Genomic DNA, 14379 nt, shown 5'->3' with positions numbered 1-14379 from the left:
AGGAGCGCGATGAAGTTCCGGAAGTCCGCGGAGACGATCAGCCCGGAGCTGGTGGACCTGCGTCGCCGTTTGCACCGGCGGCCCGAGATCGGCCTGCGGCTGCCGGAGACGCAGGCGACGGTGCTCGCCGAGCTGGCCGACCTGCCGCTCGAGGTCACCACCGGGCGCGCGCTCAGCTCGGTCGTCGCGGTGCTGCGGGGCGGCCGGCCCGGCCCGGCGGTGCTGCTGCGCGGCGACATGGACGCGCTGCCGGTGACCGAACGGACCGGCCTGCCGTATTCGTCGACGATCCCGGGCGCGATGCACGCCTGCGGCCACGACCTGCACATGGCGATCCTGGTCGGAGCGGTGCGGCTGCTCAGCGCGGTGCGCGACGAGTTGGCGGGCGACGTCGTCTTCATGTTCCAGCCGGGCGAGGAGGGTCCCGGCGGCGCCGAGCCGATGCTCGCCGAAGGGCTGCTCTCGGCGGCCGGCGACCCACCCGTGGCCGCGTACGCCCTCCATGTGTCGGCGGTCTTTCCGCGCGGGATGTTCTTCGGCCGGCGTGGCGTCTTCGGTGCCGCCCACGACACCTGCAAGGTGCGCGTGCTCGGCTCCGGCGGCCACGGCTCGACGCCGTTCCGCACGCGCGACCCGATCCCGGCGGCCTGCGAGATGGTGCTGGCGTTGCAGACCATGGTGACCCGCGGCTTCGACGTCTTCGACCCGGTCGTGCTCACCGTCGGCCAGTTCCACGCCGGCACGGTCGACAACGTCATCCCGTCGACGGCCGAGTTCTCCGCCTCGCTGCGCTCGTTCGGGGCGCCGGCCCGCGAGAAGCTGGTCCGCCGCACGACCGAGGTCGTCCGAGGCATCGCCACGGCCCACGGCCTCGACGTCGAGGTGGACTTCGAGCGCGGCTACCCGGCGGTGGTCAACGACGTCGCCGAGGCCGAGTTCGCCGCCGCCACCGCGTCCGAGGTGTTCGGCCAGCAGCGCTACCAGTGGCTGGTCAACCCGAAGACCGGCTCCGAGGACATGTCGTTCGTGCTGGAGAAGGTGCCCGGCGCCTACCTCAACCTCGGCGCGTGCCCGCCGGAGCTGGACCCGGCCACGGCACCATCCAACCACTCGGCCGACGCGATGTTCGACGACGCGGTCGTCGCCGACGGCAGCGCCCTGCTGGCCGAGCTCGCGTTCCGCCGGCTAGACCGTGGGCAGGGCGGTGACCAGGGCCGCTAGCCCGTCGGCGTCGAGCAGGTCGACCGGGCGGACGGTCTCGCCGTCGCGGACGTAGTGGAACGCCGCCCGGACCCGCTCCACCGGGACGCCGGCCAGGTGAGCCCAGGCCAGGCGGTACGCGGCGAGCTGGATCGCGGCAGCGCGCTCGTCGGCACCGGCCGGGCGGCGGCCGGTCTTCCAGTCGACCACGTCGAACCGGTCGCCGGGCTCGGCGAACACCGCGTCCATCCGGCCGCGCAGCACGACGCCGCCGACCGCGGTCGCGAACGGCACCTCGACCTCGATCGGCGTGCGGTCGGCCCACTCGCTGGCCAGGAAGAGCTCCTGGAGCTCGGCCAGCGCCTCGTCGGGCGCGGCGTCCTCGTCGGCGGCACCGGGCAGCTCGTCGACGTCGAGCAGCCGGACCGCGCCGAACCGCTGCTCCAGCCAGGTGTGGAAGGCGGTGCCCCGGCGGGCGTACGGGTCGGGCCGGGAGGGCATCGGCCGGCGCAGCGAGCGGGCCAACGCCTGCGGGTCGCGTTGCAGCAGCACGAGCTGCGAGACGGTCAGGTGGTCGGGCAGCACGACCTCGAGCGGGCCGGGGCCGCGGACCAACTTGTCGCGCTCGGCGATCAGCAGGTCGACCTCGCGCCGCCAGCGCGCGGCGTCGTCGGCGGCCGCCGGATCGAGCAGCGCGTCGGCGTCGGGCTCGGTCATCAGGCGGCGCACGAGGGTCGCGGCCTCGGTCATCCCCGCCCGGCGCGGACCGAGCGGATCGCCGGGCCACTCCGCGCTGGGCGTCTCCTCGACCATCGGGTTGGACTCGCCGGCGGGCTCCGGTGCCCACTCGTCGACCGTCCCGCTGCCCGCGAGGCAGGCGTCGTGCACCTCGACCAGGAACCGCGACGGTCCGCGCGGGCGCTTGACGCCCTCGCCCCACCAGTACCCCGAGCAGAGCAGCAGTCGTCGCGGTCGGGTCACGGCGACGTAGGCCAGCCGGCGCTCCTCGCGCTCGTCGTGCGCTTTCCACTCCTCGTTGAACTCGCTCAGCGCGGTCATCACCTCGCGCTGGTCGCCGGTGTCGTCGAGCGGGAACCGGGGCAGCCCGCCGGCGTCGCCGCGCAGCGGGAACGGCAGCACGCCCAGGCCGTGCAGGTAGTGGTCGGACGCGCGGGCGGTGCCGGGCCAGACGCCGCGGGTCAGGCCGGCGACCGCGACCACGTCCCACTCGAGGCCCTTGGCGGCGTGCGCGGTGAGCACCTGGACCGCGCCCTCGACCACCTCGACCTCCCCGGGCTCCAGCCCGCGCTCCTCGTCTTCGGCGGCGGCGAGATAGGCGAGGAAGCCGGGCAGCGCGCCGTTGTCGCTGTCGCGGGCGAACCGGGCGGCCACGTCGCCGAGCGCGTCGAGATGGCCGCGGGCCAGACCGGCGTCGCCGCCCCGGCCGCCGGTGCCGGCGCGCACCGCGACCTCGACGTCGAGCCCGATGGTGCGCTCGACGTCGGCGATCAGGTCGGGCAGCGGCTGGTCGATGCGGAGGCGGAGCAGGGCCAGTTCGTTGCCGTACGCGCGCAGCCGGGCGAAACCCTCGGCCGAGTAGAGCTGGGCGGGGCCGAGGTCGGCCAGCGCCTCGACCAGGGTGGCTTCGTCGAGCGCGTCCGGCACGAGGTCTTCCTCGTCCGGCTGGGCCAGGTCGCGCCGGGCGGCCGCGATCGAGCGGGACCGCCGGTGCAGCGCCACCAGGTCACGCGGGCCGATCCGCCAGCGGGCGCCGGTGAGCAGCCGCAGCAGCGAGGCGCCGTCGGTCGGGTCGGCGAGCACCCGCAGCGTGCAGACCACGTCGCGGACCTCGGGCGTGTCCAGCAGGCCGCCGAGGCCGACCACCTCGACCGGCAGGCCGCGGGAGCGCAGCGCGTTCTCGATCGCGGGGATCTGCGAGCGGACCCGGACCAGCACCGCGGTGGTCGGGCGGCGCTCCAGCGGGATGTGCTCGGGCAGCGCGTCGGCCATCCGGGCCGCACCGCGCCAGGCGGAAAGGACGCTGTCGGCGATCCACGCGGCCTCGTCGCCGACGGTCGGCAGCAGCGCACAGTGGACGGTCTCCCGGCCGCGGATGGGCTCGTCGACGCTGAACGCCGGGGCGAGCTCGGCCACCTGGGCGCCGGCCGCCCGCAGCGGCGCCGACAGCTGGTTGGCGACCCGGAGGATCTCCGGCCGGTTGCGCCAGCTCGTGGTCAGGGTGAGCGACCGGGCCGGCTTGCCGTCAGCGCGCGCGAACTCGTTGGGGAACCGCTCCAGCGTGCCGGCGCTGGCCCCGCGCCAGCCGTAGATGGACTGGCACGGGTCGCCGACCGCGGTCACCGGGTGGCCGCCGCCGAACAGCGAGCGCAGCAGCACCACCTGGGCGTGGCTGGTGTCCTGGAACTCGTCGAGCAGCACGATCGGATAGCGGGCGCGCTCGACGGCGCCCACGTCGGCGTGGTCGCGGGCCACCCGGGCCGCACGGGCCATCTGGTCGCCGAAGTCCATCGCCTCAAAATCGATCTTGCGTTTGTCGTACGCGCGGACCATCGGCAGCAGCGCCAGCCGCGCCTGTTGGGTGGCCAGGGCCTTCTTCACGTCGGCGTAGACCCGGCCCGGCCGGCCCTGCACCTCGGCGAAGAACCGGCCCGTCCAGCCGGCCAGCTCGTCGGGAGTGACCAGGTGCTCGGCCAGCTCGCCGGAGAGGGCCAGGACCGCGTCGGTGACCGTGCTGGCCGCGCGCTCCACATCGGACATGTCGCCGTCGTAGTTGCGCACGATCAGGTCGACGATCTGCCACCGGGACGCTTCGGTGAGCAGGCGGGTCGCCGGCTCGTAGCCCGAGCGCAGGCCGTGCTCGGTGACCACGCGGGCGGCGTACGAGTGATACGTCGAGATCGTCGCCTCGCCGGACAGGTCACCGGCCCGGCCGAGCCGGCGGACCAGTTGGCCCAACCGCATCCGCACCCGGTGGGCCAGCTCGCCGGCCGCCTTGCGGGTGAAGGTGAGGCCGAGGATCTGGTCGGGCGTGGCGTAGCCGTTGGCCACCAGCCAGACCACCCGGGCCGCCATGGTCTCGGTCTTGCCCGAGCCGGCACCGGCGACGACCAGCAGCGGCTCGACCGGAGCGGCGATGATCGCGGACTGCTCGGCGGTCGGCGCGTAGCGCATCCCGAGCAGCTTCGCCAGCTCGACGGGCGTGTAACGCGGCCCGGCGGAGGCCACCTTGCGCGGGGCCGGCGCCGTAGTGAAAAGCGACGGTTGGGTCATGACGGGTCCCCACTTCGTGGTGACCCGCCCTGCCCGGGCGGGCTCTGCCGATGATGCCCTCGCCAAGGCTCGGTCATGACGGGTCCCCACTTCGTGGTGACCCGCCCTGCCCGGGCGGGCTCTGCCGATGATGCCCTCGCCAAGGCTCGGTCATGATGTGGGCTCCACGACCTGGCGTCCCTTGCCCGAGATCGGGCAGCTCGTGCGCACCGGGCAGACCCGGCAGCGGCTGTTGGCGATGGCGTGGAACGTCGACGCGGCCATCGTGTCGGCGGTGCGGCGCACCAGTGCCTGCGCCCAGTCCGGGTCCTCGTGCTCCGCCAGCGACGGCTGGACCTGCTCCTTGGCCGCCTTGGCGGTGGTGCCGAGCTGCACCAGGGCCGCGCCGCCGGGTTCGGCGCCGTGCTCGTCGAACGCGCCCGCCTGGACGGCCGCCTGGTAGGCGGCGAGCTGCGGATGCTCGGCCAGGTCTTCGGCGGTCGACGAGCTGCGGCCGGTCTTGAGGTCGACCACGACGATCCGCCCGTCAGCGTCGACCTCGAGCCGGTCGACCCGGCCGCGCAGCTCGATGTCGCGGGTCGGGTCATTGAGCCGGACCGCGAACTCCTGCTCGATGGCGAGCAGCCGGCGCGGGTTGGCGGCCAGCCAGACCAGCAGCTTGTCGACCATCGCCTCGGCCCGCTCGCGCTCGGGGCCGGCCAGCCAGCGGGCGGCGAGGTCGATCGCGTCGAACCGGGCGGCGACGTATTCGATCAGCCGTTCGCGGTCGGCGGCCGCGTCCTCGGCCAGCATGGCCGCCGCGTGCACGAGGTTGCCGATGCCCTGGGCGGCGGTGGCCGGCGCCGCGCCGCCGTGCCGTTCGAGCAGCCATCGCAGGCTGCACCGCAGCGCGCTCTCCATCGTGGACGGGGTGACCCGGACGGTCTCGCCTTCGTCGGCGAGCGGCCGGTCGTCGGAGAGCGGACGCAGCCCCCACCAGTCGTCGGGGTGTGCGCCCGGCACGCCGGCGGCGGCCAGCCGGGCCAGCTCGGCCGCGGCGGCGTGCCGGCGGGTCGCCGAGGCGGCCGGGTCGGTGGCCGCGGTGCGCAACTCGGCCACCAGCGCGGGCAGGGTCATCGCGCGTGGCGGCCGGGCCAGCGGCAGCTCGTCGTCGTCGGTCGTCTCGGCCGCGCGCGGCCGGACCACCACCGGGGTCGGCGCTCCCCCACCCGGCGCCGCGACCTCGGGCCACTCCTCGTCGGGCCAGATCACCCGCCCGTCGTCGTCAACCGGCAGGTCATCGGGATCGGGCGGCAGCTCACCGCCGCCGTCGTCAGGGTCGTGCGGCTCGTCGGGCTCCGGCCCGGGTGAGTCCGACCCGCCCGGCCCGTGCGAGTCAGGCCCGTGCAGGTCCGGCCCGTCCGGCCCCTGCACGTCCGGACCATCCGGTCCGTCCGGGTCCGACTCGTCGCCGTCGGACGGCGTGGAGCCACTCGGCCCGAGCAGCTCGTGCAGGAAGCGGCTGGGCTGCTCCTCGTGGTCGGCGCCACCGACCGCGGACGAGTTGACCGCCGAGACCAGCAGCCGCTGGCGCGCGCGGGTGACCGCCACGTAGAACAGCCGGCGCTCCTCGTCGAGCAGCGCCGACGCCTGGCCGACCAGCGACGCCGCCACGCCGGTGCTGTCGGCGCGCCCGGACACCACGTCGACCAGCCGCTCCGAGCCGAGCAGCGTGCCGCGCAGCCGCAGGTCGGGCCAGACACCCTCCTGCACGCCTGCCACCGCGACCAGATCCCACTCGAGACCCTTGGCCGCGTGCGCGGTCAGCAGCCGGACGGCCTCGCCCCGGTCGGCGCTCGGCGCGATCGTGTCGGCCGGCAGCTGCTGGCCGAGCACGTGGTCGAGGAACACCTCGGTGCGCGCGCCCGGCAGCCGGTCGACGAATCGGGCGGCCGCGTCGAACAGCACCACGGCCGCGTCGAGGTCACGGTCGGCGGCGGCGGCCCGCCAGCGCGGACCGTTGTCGGGCTCCCCGGTGGCCCGGCCGGCGCGGACGATCGCTCCGTACCACCGCTCGCCGAGCCCGGTCGCCCGCCAGAGCGCCCAGAGCACGTCTTCGGCGGTGCTCGCCGGCTCGGCCGCGGCCTCGCGGGCGACGGCCAGCAGCCGGGCGACCGACTTGGCCGGCGCCGCCCACCGGCGCTCGACCGCGGCCAGCTCGGCCGGGTCACGCAGCGCCTCGACCAGCAGCTCGCCGGACGGCCGCCGGTCACCCGCGGCGAGAGCGAGCGTGCGCAGCCCCTGCCGCAGCCGGCGCTCTGCCAGGGGGTCGGCACCGCCGAGCGGCGAGTGCAGCAGCGCGACCGCCGCCTCCTCGTCGAGCCGCTCCGGCTCGAGCGCGCAGCGCAGCAGCAACAGCAGCGGTGCCACCGCGGGCTGCTGGTGCAGCGGCAGGTCTTCGGCGTGCACCACGGTCGGCACGCCGGACGAGTGCAGGGCCCGCTGGAGCGCGGGGAGCTGGAGGGTGGTCGACCGCATCAGCACCGCCATGCGCGACCAGGGCACCCCGTCGAGCAGGTGCGCCTCGCGCAGCGCGTGGGCGAGGAAGGCGGCCTCGCTGGTGCGGGAGCGGAAGGTGCGCACCTCGACGCGACCCGGCGCCGCGTCGGGAGCGGGCAACGCGCGGCGGTGCCCGACCGGCCCGCGCAGCCGGCGCGCCACCCGGCCGGTGGCCTCGAACAGCGGACCGCTGGACCGGTAGTCGGTGCGCAGCGTGACGGTGCGCGCGACGGCCCCGGACGCGGTGCGGAACCGGTGCGGGAACGTGGTCACCCCGGCCGGGTCGGCACCGCGGAACGCGAACGTCGACGAGTCGGGGTCGGCGAACGCCACCAGCGGAAGGCCACCACCCGCGACGCGGTGCAGCAGGTCGAGCTGCGCCGGGTCGGTGTCGGCCAGCTCGTCGACGTAGACGATGGCGAGCCGCGCCCGCTCGGCGGCGAGCAGCTCGGGGTCGTCGTCGAGCAGGCCGCTGGCGGCCCGCACGAGCTCGGCGGCGTCGTAGGCGACCGAGCCGCGCGTGGTCACGTCGCGCAGCGCCAGGACGGCCACGTATTCGCGCAGGAACCGCGCCGCCGCCGGCCAGTCGTCGCGACCCAGCCGCTCGCCCAGTCGGGCCAGCTCGACCGGCCCGATCCCCCGCTCGGCGGCCCGCATGAGCAGGTCGCGCAGCTGCTCGGCGAAAGCCCGGGTGCGCAGCGCCGGCCGCAGGTGCTCGGGCCAGCCGATCGGGTCGTCGCCCTCGCCGTCCGGTCCGACGACGTCGAGCAGCTCGCGGATCACCAGATCCTGCTCGGGACCGGTGAGCAGCCGGGGCGAAGGCTCACCACGCAACGCCGCGGCCCGCCGGAGCATGCCGAACGCGTACGCCGGGAAGGTGCGGACCAACGGCTCGTGCACCACCCGCCCGTCGCCGGCCGCGATCCGTGCCTCGATCCGGTCACGCAACGCGCCGGCACCGCGCCGGCTGAACGTGAGCACGAGCACGCGCTCGGGGTCGACGCCGGACGCGACCCGGGCGGCCACGGCCTCGACCAGCGTGTTGGTCTTGCCGGTGCCGGGCCCGCCGAGCACGAGCAACGGCCCGTCGCCGTGCGCGACGACATTGGCCTGCAACGGGTCGAGCCGGGCAGCCCGAGGCTCCTCCGGCGCGGGCGCCCGGCGAACCAGCCGGTACGCCTGCATCCGCCCATCGAACCACGCGGGTCCGACAAGCCACACCGGCACCACCGGCCCCGAACGGGCGAAGCTAGCCGGGCAGGGCGGCCAGGGCCTCGTCGATGCTGGTCACGACGATCAGGCGGTCGATCGACTCGCGGCGGACGAAACCGGTCGGGACCAGCGACGAAAGCCAGCCCAGCAGGCCGCCGTAGAAGCCGTCGACGTCCAGCACGACCACCGGCTTGTCGTGGACCTGCAACGAGGCCGTGGTCCAGACCTCGAACAGCTCGTCGAGCGAGCCGATGCCACCCGGCAGGGTCAGGAAGGCGTCCGACTTCTCGATCATCAGGTTCTTGCGGCTGGCCAGGCCGTCGGTGACCACGAGCTCGCCCGAGCGGGTGTCGGCGATCTCGCGGTCGACCAGGGACTGCGGGATCACGCCGATGGTGTGACCGCCCTCGGCCCGGGCGCCCGCGGCGACCGCGCCCATCATGCCGGCCCGGCCGCCGCCCGAGACCAGCACGTGGCCGTGCCGGGCCAGCGCCGCGCCGACCTCGGTGGCGAGATCGAGCCAGCGCTGGTCGAGGGTCCGGGACGACGCGCAGAACACGCAGATGGCGGCCACGGCTCAGGCGCCGTTGTGGCTGGCCACCGCGGCCTCGTGCAGGGCTTCCCGCTCGGCCGCGAGGGCCGCGTCGGCGTCCACGATGTAGCGGACGGCGGCGTCGACGTCGTCGGTGACGCAGACCAGGTCCAGGTCGGCCTCGCCGATCTTGCCGTCGACGACCAGCGTGTTGCGCATCCATTCGAGCAGGCCGCGCCAGTACGCCTCGCCCATCAGGACCACCGGGAACCGGGTGACCTTGCCGGTCTGCACCAGGGTCAGCGCCTCGAAGAGCTCGTCCATCGTGCCGAAGCCGCCGGGGAGCACCACGAACGCCTGCGCGTACTTGACGAACATCGTCTTGCGCGCGAAGAAATAGCGGAAGTCGATGCCCATGTCGACCCAGTCGTTGATGCCCTGCTCGAACGGAAGCTCGATGCCCAGCCCGACGGAGAGTCCGCCGGCCTCGGTGGCGCCCCGGTTCGCGGCTTCCATCACGCCCGGGCCGCCGCCGGTGATCACCGCGTAGCCGGCCCGGGCCAACGCGGCGCCGACCTGCTCGGCCATGACGCATTCCGGGCTCTGCGGCTTACTGCGGGCCGAGCCGAACACGCTGACCGCCGGCGGCAGGTCGGCGAGCGTGTCGAAACCCTCGACGAACTCACTGAGGATGCGCAACGCGCGCCAGGCGTCCTTGGTCTTCCAGTCCGCCCGCGTACGCGAGTCCAGCAGGCGCTGGTCAGCGGTGCTGTTAGGGACCGCGTCGCGGCGCAACGTGACGGCGCCGCGGTGGCGTTCCGGTCCCCGCAGCCGGTCGGGGTCGCGGCCGTATCCGTGAGTCATGGTCACCACGGTAGCCAAAACGGACCGGGACACCAGGTTCCGGCCCGCCCGCGAACAACGCCGAAAGAGAGCACGGGGTAACTCAGGACGATTCCACCGTCCGGCCAGAATTCGGAACAACAAGAAATTCACACGGATGTAGCCGCAACCGAATTCGCTTGTCGGGCGTCTTATCTTTCGAATACCGGGTATGCAGCTTCGCCCGGGCACCGCCGGGCACCTTGGGGGGAGGAAGCCACGATGACCCGCTTCGATCAGCTCCGCCAGCGCCGCGAAATGCACCGCCGCATCCGAGCGGTCGTGGCCGAGCGGCGGCTCGACCGCATCGCGCCGATCGCCGACGAGGACGACGAGCCGACGATGGAGATCCACCCCATCGACGACGCGGTCTCCAGCAGTTAGGCGAGCCAGCGGTGCAGGGTGGCCGCTCCCTGCCTGATCAGCGGGATCTCGACGCGCTCGTCGACCGCGTGGGCCACGTTCGGGTCGCCCGGGCCGAAGTTGAGCGCCGGGATGCCCATCGCGGCGAAGCGTGACACGTCGGTCCAACCCAGCTTGCCGATCGGGTCCGCGCCGACCGCCTCCAGGAACTCCTGCGCCGGCGCCGCGGTCAGCCCAGGCAGCGCTCCGGGGGCCGCGTCGACCATCGTCACCTCGTACCCCTCGAAAAGCTCGCGAAGGTGGGCCTCCGCGTCCTCGACGGTACGGTCGGGCGCGAACCGGTAGTTGACCTCGATCTCGCACCGGTCCGGGATCACGTTGCCGGCGATGCCGCCGTTGATCCGCACCGCGTTGAGGCCTTCGCGATAGGCGCAGCCGTCGATGGTGACCTGCCGCGCCTCGTAGGCGGCCAGCCGGTCGAGCACGCCCGCGGCCGCGTGGATCGCGTTGACGCCCCGCCACGAACGGGCCGAGTGCGCCCGCTTGCCGGTGGTCGACACCAGCACTCGCATCGTGCCCTGACAACCCGCCTCGACCACGCCGTGGGTGGGTTCGAGCAGCACGGCGAAGTCGGCCGCGAGCCACTCCGGGTGGCTCTTGGAGACCAGAGTGAGCCCGTTGTACGCGGAGTCGATCTCCTCGGCCTCGTAGAAGAAGTAGGTCAGGTCGTAGCGCGGCTCCGGCAGCGCCACGGCGAGCTGGAGGGCCAGCGCGACGCCGGACTTCATGTCCGAGGTGCCGCAGCCGTACATGATCTCGCCGTCGACCCTGGCCGGCAGGTTGTCGGCGATCGGCACCGTGTCGAGGTGGCCGGCGAGCACCACCCGCTGCGCCCGGCCGAGCTCGGTGCGGGCCATGACCGTGTTGCCCAGCCGCTCCACCCGCAGGTGCGGGGCTGCCCGCAGGACCTGCTCCACGCAGTCCGCGATGTCCTTCTCGTGCAGCGACACCGACTCGATGTCGACCAGCACGCGGGTCAGCTCGACCGGATCCGACAGGACGGCGGGGGTAAGCGGGTTGGTCATGACTCGCACGCTACCGTTTGAACCGTGACGAGCGAGCAGCCTGCCTGGGGAATCGGACTGTCGACCAGCACCGCGGAAGGCCAGGTGCTCGACGCCTGGTTCCCGGCGGACAACCTAGGGCTCGGCGAGCGGCCAGCCGGTGACCCGGCCGACCTGCTCGGCGCCGCCGCCGGCGCCGTCGGTGAGCGCGCCCTGCCCGGGCTGCGCGCCGAGATCGTGGTCGTGGAGCTCGGCTCGCTGGCCGACCCGATCAAGGACACCGCGGACGCGTACCTGCGGCTGCACCTGCTCTCCCACCGCATCGTCCGGCCCAACGAGCTCAACCTCGACGGCATCTTCGGCATGCTGGCCAACGTCGCCTGGACCTCGGCCGGGCCGTGCCCGCCGGACAGGGTCGACGAGCTGCGCGTCCGCGAGCGGCTGGCCGGCCGCCAGCTCGCCGTCTACGGTGTCGACAAGTTCCCGCGCATGACCGACTACGTGGTGCCGGCGGGTGTCCGGATCGCCGACGCGGACCGGGTGCGCCTCGGTGCCCACCTGGCCAGCGGCACGACCGTGATGCACGAGGGCTTCGTCAACTTCAACGCCGGCACGCTCGGCACCTCGATGGTGGAGGGCCGGATCGTGGCCGGGGTCGTGGTCGGCGACGGCTCCGACATCGGCGGCGGCGCGTCCATCCTCGGCACTCTGTCCGGGGGCGGCAAGGACAAGCTGCGGATCGGCGAGCGCTGCCTGCTGGGCGCGAACGCCGGCATCGGCATCACGCTCGGCGACGACTGCGTGGTCGAGGCGGGCTGCTACATCACCGCCGGCTCGAAGATCACGCTGCCGGACGGCCGCGTGGTCAAGGCACGCGAGCTCGCGGGCCTGCCCAACCTGCTGTTCTGGCGCAACTCCGTGACCGGCGCGCTCGAGGCCCGGCCACGCTCGGGCCGCGGCATCGAGCTCAACGCGGCCCTGCACGCCAACGACTAGTCGACCAGGCGGACGACCAGGTCGGCGCGCGAGCGGGTCGTCGCGATCAGCTCGGCGTTGACCTGGTCGCTGCCGTAGGACCGGGCCTTGGCCTCGGCCCGGCTGCGCCCGTACGCCATGTGCCGGTCGACCAGCCGGCGCAGCCGCTCCTCCTCGTCGAGGTCCAGGTACCAGACCTCGTCGAGCAGCAGCCGCACGCCCGACCACGGCTCGTCGGGCACGAGCAGGTAGTTGCCTTCGGTCACCACCAGCCGCACCTCCTGCGGCACCGGGATCGATCCCGCGATCGGTTCCTCGATCTCCCGGTGGAACTGCGGCGCGTAGACGGTCTCGGGTCCGCCGGCGGCCAGCCGGCCGAGCATCGAGACGTAGCCGCCGGCGTCGAACGTGTCGATCGCGCCCTTGCGGTCGTGCCGCCCGAGCCGGTGGAGCTCAGCCTCGGCCAGGTGGTAGCCGTCCATCGGGACCAGCGCGGCCGCCGGCCCGACCCCGTCGACGATCCGGGCGGCCAGGGTGGACTTGCCGGCGCCGGGTGCGCCGACGATGCCCAGCACGCGGCGGGGACCGAGGTCGGCCAGCGCCGCCGCCCGGGCCACGAGCACATCGAGGGGGTACGACGTCACGCGTGGAACTATCGCACGCCGGATCGGCCGTTACTGCGCGGCTGCTCGGCCGCCATGCCTACCGTGGTCAGGAGGGGGTGTGCGATGGCACGCGAAGAGACGGAGATCGAACTCACCACCATCGGCCGGCGGACCGGACAGGGTCACTCGATCCCCGTCTGGTTCGTCCGTGAGGGCAAGTCCACCTTCCTGCTGCCGGTCGGCGGCGCGCGCAGCCAGTGGTACCGGAACCTCCGCAAGAACCCGACGATCAAGCTCGGGCCGACCTCGGCCAAGGCCCGCCTGATCACGGACCGGCCCACGGTCGAGCACGTGATCGAAGGGTTCACCAGCAAGTACGGCGCGTCCGACGTGACCGCGTACTACCCGGGCGTCGACGTGGCGGTCGAGGTGCGGGACTCTTGACGGTCGGGCTCGCCCAGGCGACCGACCGGGTGGCCGCGATCGACCCGGCCCTGGCGCGGGTGATCCGCCGAGCCGGGCCGATCCACCACCGCGAGCGGGACCCTGACGGGCCGTTCGCCGCGCTGGTCCGGGCGATCACGTTCCAGCAGCTCTCCGGGCATTCCGCGATGGCCATCCACGGCCGGCTGCGGGCGCTGGTCGACGGCCCGTTCACCCCCGAGGCGCTGGCCGGCCTCTCCGACGAGCAGCTGCTGGGCGCGGGGCTCTCACACAACAAGATGGCCGCGCTGCGGGACCTGGCGGCCAAGGTCATCGACGGCACCGTGGTCCTGGGGGCGAACGCGCGGATGCCGGACGAGGAGATCATCGAACGGCTGGTCAGCGTACGCGGCATCGGCCCCTGGACCGCCGAGATGTTCCTGATCTTCGAGCTGCGGCGCCTCGACGTGTGGCCGGTCGACGACCTCGGCGTGCGGCAGGGCTTCGCGCGCATCTGGCACCGGGACGACCTGCCGACGCCCAAGCAACTCGAGCCGGAGGGTGAGCGGTTCCGGCCGTACCGGACGGTGGTGGCCCGCTACTGCTGGGCCGCGGCCGCGCGGGAGCCCGGCGACACGTCAGTCGACCTGCGCTAGGACCGTCGGCTCGCTGATGGTGAAGCGGGCCTCGATCGCCGCGTGCACGGTCTGCATCTGCGGGTCGAGGTCAACAACCGGCCCGGCGCCGCCCGCATCGACCGCCGCGCGGGCGAACATCGGCTGCGGTCCCGGTGGGCGCAGGCCGGCGTCGGCGACCTCGACCAGCGCGGTGATCCGGGCACCGAGCGCAGCCGCGTAGTCGCGGGCCACCGAGATCGCGTCGTCGATCGCGGCCCGCCGCACCTCGCGATGGGCCGGGCTGTCGGGCCGCAGCTCCCACCACGGCCCGCCGACCTCGGTCTGGTCCTGGTCGGCCAGCCGCAGCATCAGCTCACCTAGCACCTCGAAGTCGGTCAGCGTGACGGTCGTGGTGACGCTGCCGTGGTAGGCCGCGACCTTCTCACCGGATCGCTTGCGCTCGGGGTAGACCTGCAGGCCGCCGGACTCGCGGCGCTCCACGGCGTCGCCGTAGCCGTCGATCACCGCCCGGGTCCGCTCCGCCCGCTCGGCCAGCCGGCGCAGGGTGGCCTGCCGGTCCTTGTCGCGCGCCGAGACGGTGACGGCGAACCGGGCGAGCTCCGGCGGCACCTCGCGCACCGCCTCGCCCCGCACGGCCACCACCGGATCCGCCATGG

Annotated in this window: 12 protein-coding genes; 5 read left to right on the top strand and 7 right to left on the bottom strand. The window is 74.0% G+C overall.

Annotated elements, in window-relative coordinates; translation table 11 throughout:
* Window positions 1-9 precede the first annotated feature (9 nt).
* Window positions 10-1221, top strand: a complete 1212-nt coding sequence (locus tag AB0J88_RS03310; RefSeq protein ID WP_364355410.1) for a M20 family metallopeptidase — start codon at window positions 10-12, stop codon at window positions 1219-1221.
* On the opposite strand, the gene AB0J88_RS03305 is transcribed toward AB0J88_RS03310, so the two are convergent.
* The 4 genes from AB0J88_RS03305 to AB0J88_RS03290 form a co-directional block, all read right to left on the bottom strand.
* Entirely contained in the window at window positions 1186-4491 is a 3306-nt protein-coding gene (locus AB0J88_RS03305; RefSeq protein ID WP_364355412.1) for a UvrD-helicase domain-containing protein, read from the bottom strand. The two genes, AB0J88_RS03310 and AB0J88_RS03305, sit on opposite strands and share 36 nt — an antisense overlap.
* Window positions 4492-4641: 150 nt before the next feature.
* Window positions 4642-8214: an ATP-dependent DNA helicase gene (locus AB0J88_RS03300; RefSeq protein WP_364355414.1), complete on the bottom strand. Its 3573-nt coding sequence runs from the start codon at window positions 8212-8214 to the stop codon at window positions 4642-4644.
* 64 nt (window positions 8215-8278) lie between these two features.
* A complete protein-coding gene (locus tag AB0J88_RS03295; protein ID WP_364355417.1) occupies window positions 8279-8815 on the bottom strand; it encodes a TIGR00730 family Rossman fold protein in 537 nt (178 codons plus the stop codon).
* 3 nt (window positions 8816-8818) lie between these two features.
* Entirely contained in the window at window positions 8819-9637 is an 819-nt protein-coding gene (locus AB0J88_RS03290; protein WP_364355420.1) for a TIGR00730 family Rossman fold protein, read from the bottom strand.
* 240 nt (window positions 9638-9877) lie between these two features.
* On the opposite strand from AB0J88_RS03290, the gene AB0J88_RS03285 reads away from it, so the two are divergent.
* Entirely contained in the window at window positions 9878-10039 is a 162-nt protein-coding gene (locus AB0J88_RS03285) for a hypothetical protein (RefSeq protein ID WP_364355423.1), read from the top strand.
* Here AB0J88_RS03285 and dapE read toward each other — a convergent pair.
* Complete coding sequence (gene dapE, locus AB0J88_RS03280; RefSeq protein WP_364355426.1) at window positions 10036-11103, bottom strand: succinyl-diaminopimelate desuccinylase; 1068 nt, start codon at window positions 11101-11103, stop codon at window positions 10036-10038. The two genes, AB0J88_RS03285 and dapE, sit on opposite strands and share 4 nt — an antisense overlap.
* Before the next feature lie 24 nt (window positions 11104-11127).
* Between dapE and dapD the strand changes: the two genes are divergently transcribed.
* The gene (gene dapD, locus AB0J88_RS03275; protein ID WP_364355429.1) at window positions 11128-12078 is read left to right on the top strand and encodes a 2,3,4,5-tetrahydropyridine-2,6-dicarboxylate N-succinyltransferase; all 951 of its coding nucleotides are present in this window, start codon (window positions 11128-11130) and stop codon (window positions 12076-12078) included.
* Here the strand turns inward: dapD and AB0J88_RS03270 are convergent.
* Entirely contained in the window at window positions 12075-12701 is a 627-nt protein-coding gene (locus AB0J88_RS03270) for a nucleoside/nucleotide kinase family protein (RefSeq protein WP_364355432.1), read from the bottom strand. The genes dapD and AB0J88_RS03270 overlap by 4 nt on opposite strands.
* A gap of 84 nt (window positions 12702-12785) precedes the next feature.
* Between AB0J88_RS03270 and AB0J88_RS03265 the strand changes: the two genes are divergently transcribed.
* Both AB0J88_RS03265 and AB0J88_RS03260 read left to right on the top strand, forming a co-directional pair.
* The gene (locus AB0J88_RS03265) at window positions 12786-13106 is read left to right on the top strand and encodes a nitroreductase/quinone reductase family protein (protein WP_364355434.1); all 321 of its coding nucleotides are present in this window, start codon (window positions 12786-12788) and stop codon (window positions 13104-13106) included.
* On the top strand, window positions 13103-13741 hold the full coding sequence (locus AB0J88_RS03260; protein WP_364355437.1) for a DNA-3-methyladenine glycosylase 2 family protein: 639 nt from the start codon (window positions 13103-13105) through the stop codon (window positions 13739-13741). Before AB0J88_RS03265 ends, AB0J88_RS03260 begins: the two co-directional genes overlap by 4 nt.
* Here the strand turns inward: AB0J88_RS03260 and AB0J88_RS03255 are convergent.
* Complete coding sequence (locus AB0J88_RS03255) at window positions 13724-14377, bottom strand: SIMPL domain-containing protein (protein ID WP_364355440.1); 654 nt, start codon at window positions 14375-14377, stop codon at window positions 13724-13726. The two genes, AB0J88_RS03260 and AB0J88_RS03255, sit on opposite strands and share 18 nt — an antisense overlap.
* Window positions 14378-14379 lie beyond the last annotated feature (2 nt).

This window comes from Asanoa sp. NPDC049475, assembly GCF_040676915.1.
GTDB lineage: Bacteria > Actinomycetota > Actinomycetes > Mycobacteriales > Micromonosporaceae > Asanoa.
Note: the sequence above shows the minus strand (reverse complement) of the source record. Positions and strands in the feature narration are given on the sequence as shown.

What these genes read in the sequence shown, in the direction of transcription:
- AB0J88_RS03290 (WP_364355420.1), bottom strand. Translation starts at nt 9,637, where the DNA reads ATGACTCACGGATACGGCCGCGACCCCGACCGGCTGCGGGGACCGGAA.
- AB0J88_RS03310 (WP_364355410.1), top strand. Translation starts at nt 10, where the DNA reads ATGAAGTTCCGGAAGTCCGCGGAGACGATCAGCCCGGAGCTGGTGGAC.
- AB0J88_RS03265 (WP_364355434.1), top strand. Translation starts at nt 12,786, where the DNA reads ATGGCACGCGAAGAGACGGAGATCGAACTCACCACCATCGGCCGGCGG.
- AB0J88_RS03255 (WP_364355440.1), bottom strand. Translation starts at nt 14,377, where the DNA reads ATGGCGGATCCGGTGGTGGCCGTGCGGGGCGAGGCGGTGCGCGAGGTG.
- AB0J88_RS03285 (WP_364355423.1), top strand. Translation starts at nt 9,878, where the DNA reads ATGACCCGCTTCGATCAGCTCCGCCAGCGCCGCGAAATGCACCGCCGC.
- AB0J88_RS03305 (WP_364355412.1), bottom strand. Translation starts at nt 4,491, where the DNA reads ATGACCCAACCGTCGCTTTTCACTACGGCGCCGGCCCCGCGCAAGGTG.
- dapE (WP_364355426.1), bottom strand. Translation starts at nt 11,103, where the DNA reads ATGACCAACCCGCTTACCCCCGCCGTCCTGTCGGATCCGGTCGAGCTG.
- AB0J88_RS03300 (WP_364355414.1), bottom strand. Translation starts at nt 8,214, where the DNA reads ATGCAGGCGTACCGGCTGGTTCGCCGGGCGCCCGCGCCGGAGGAGCCT.